The organism is Pseudomonas sp. R62 (genome assembly GCF_000257605.1).
In the GTDB taxonomy this organism is placed as follows: domain Bacteria; phylum Pseudomonadota; class Gammaproteobacteria; order Pseudomonadales; family Pseudomonadaceae; genus Aquipseudomonas; species Aquipseudomonas atacamensis.
Window position 1 is genome coordinate 734,202 of sequence record NZ_JH635999.1, and the last position, 1,487, is coordinate 735,688.

Consider the following 1,487-nt stretch of genomic DNA (forward strand, 5'->3'; position numbering starts at 1 on the left):
GGTATTGAGGATGAAGTCGAAACTCTTGATGTGTGACGCCATTTCTTCGGCATTGCGCGACACCACCACTTCGTCCGCACCCAGCGCCTTGGCCGCTTCGCGCTTGGATTCGGAGGTGGTGAAGGCGACGACATGGGCGCCCATGGCGTGGGCCAGTTTGATGCCCATGTGGCCCAGGCCACCGATGCCGACTACGCCGACTTTCTTGCCAGGGCCAGCGCGCCACTGACGCAGCGGCGAGTAGGTGGTAATCCCGGCGCAGAGCAGCGGCGCGACGGCGGCCAGTTGCGCCTCGGGATGACGAATCCGCAACACATAGCGCTCGTGCACGACGATGTTTTGCGAATAGCCGCCGAGGGTCCAGCCCGGTGCGTCCGGGGTCGGGAAGTTGTAGGTGCCGATCATGCCGTCACAGTAGTTTTCCAAACCGGACTCGCAGTCCTCGCAGTGCTGGCAGCTGTCGACGATGCAACCGACACCGACCAGATCGCCGACCTTGTAGTTTTTGACGTGATCGCCAACCGCCGAGACGCGGCCGACGATTTCATGGCCGGGCACGCAAGGGAATTGCGTACCAGCCCATTCGGCGCGCACCTGATGCAGGTCGGAATGGCAGATGCCGCAGAAGGCGATATCGATCTGCACGTCGTGCGCGGCTGGCGCACGGCGTTTGATCTGCATGGGCTCAAGGGGTTTGTCGCCAGCGTGGGCGCCATAGGCTTGTACGAGCATGTGAGCATCCTCCATGGGGTTGTCGGACGCCCATTGTTGCGCCTGGGGCGGAGCGCGAAGTAGTGCATTTCTGTGAAATGCTTGCCTGATTCTGCTGTTGATTGCGCAACCGAAAGGCAGCCGCATGGCGACGGCTGCCTTTTCAGGCTCAACGCGGATTGGGCTGGTCGTCCATCTCGGCGTTATCGGTTTCCTGACGTACGCGCTCCGGATCCAGACCGGTATCGTCATCATCCAGCGGGACTTCGCCCTCGTTGTCGGGCAGTTCGTCGATGCCGCGTTCCTTCATCGGATCGACCTCTGTACGCCCCGGACTCAGCGGGTCGGGCGTGGTTGGGAGCGGATCGTCACCTTGCTTGCCTTGATCGTTGTTCATCTCACACCTCGTCATTGCCGTTTTCTATGGCTTGTGGAAGTTGGAGGTGCGGGCGATTTTCGCCGTTCGATTTTTTTGCCTGCCTTCGGTCGCCTCTCAAAAAAGCGGAATTTCTCCGACGCGCGCGGCTCCATAAACCAACAGCCAGAGGCGAGGAGGCAATGATGAGCAGTTCATTCAAAGTCGGCGATGCGGTGCGCTGGAAATCCGAGGCCGGCGAGATTCACGGCAAAGTGGTCAAGGTGCACACCCGCGACACCGAGTTCATAGGCCGCCACCGGCCGGCTTCGAAAGACGCGCCGCAGTACGAGGTCAAGAGCGACAAGACCGGCCACCTGGCCATGCATCACGGCGACGCGCTGAAGCACGCTTAGAAACG

At 61.1% G+C, this 1,487-nt stretch carries 3 protein-coding genes; 1 reads left to right on the forward strand and 2 read right to left on the reverse strand.

Annotation, left to right across the window (positions count from 1 at the left end):
- Nucleotides 1–732, reverse strand: a 732-nt coding sequence (locus tag OQK_RS21655; RefSeq protein ID WP_038861529.1) for an NAD(P)-dependent alcohol dehydrogenase, incomplete at its 3' end; no start/stop codon positions are given.
- Between the two features lie 148 nt (nt 733–880).
- Complete coding sequence (locus OQK_RS21660; protein ID WP_016774237.1) at nt 881–1,108, reverse strand: hypothetical protein; 228 nt, start codon at nt 1,106–1,108, stop codon at nt 881–883.
- A gap of 164 nt (nt 1,109–1,272) precedes the next feature.
- Here OQK_RS21660 and OQK_RS21665 point away from each other — a divergent pair, with 164 nt between their 5' ends.
- Nucleotides 1,273–1,482, forward strand: a complete 210-nt coding sequence (locus tag OQK_RS21665; RefSeq protein ID WP_016774238.1) for a DUF2945 domain-containing protein — start codon at nt 1,273–1,275, stop codon at nt 1,480–1,482.
- Nucleotides 1,483–1,487: the final 5 nt, after the last annotated feature.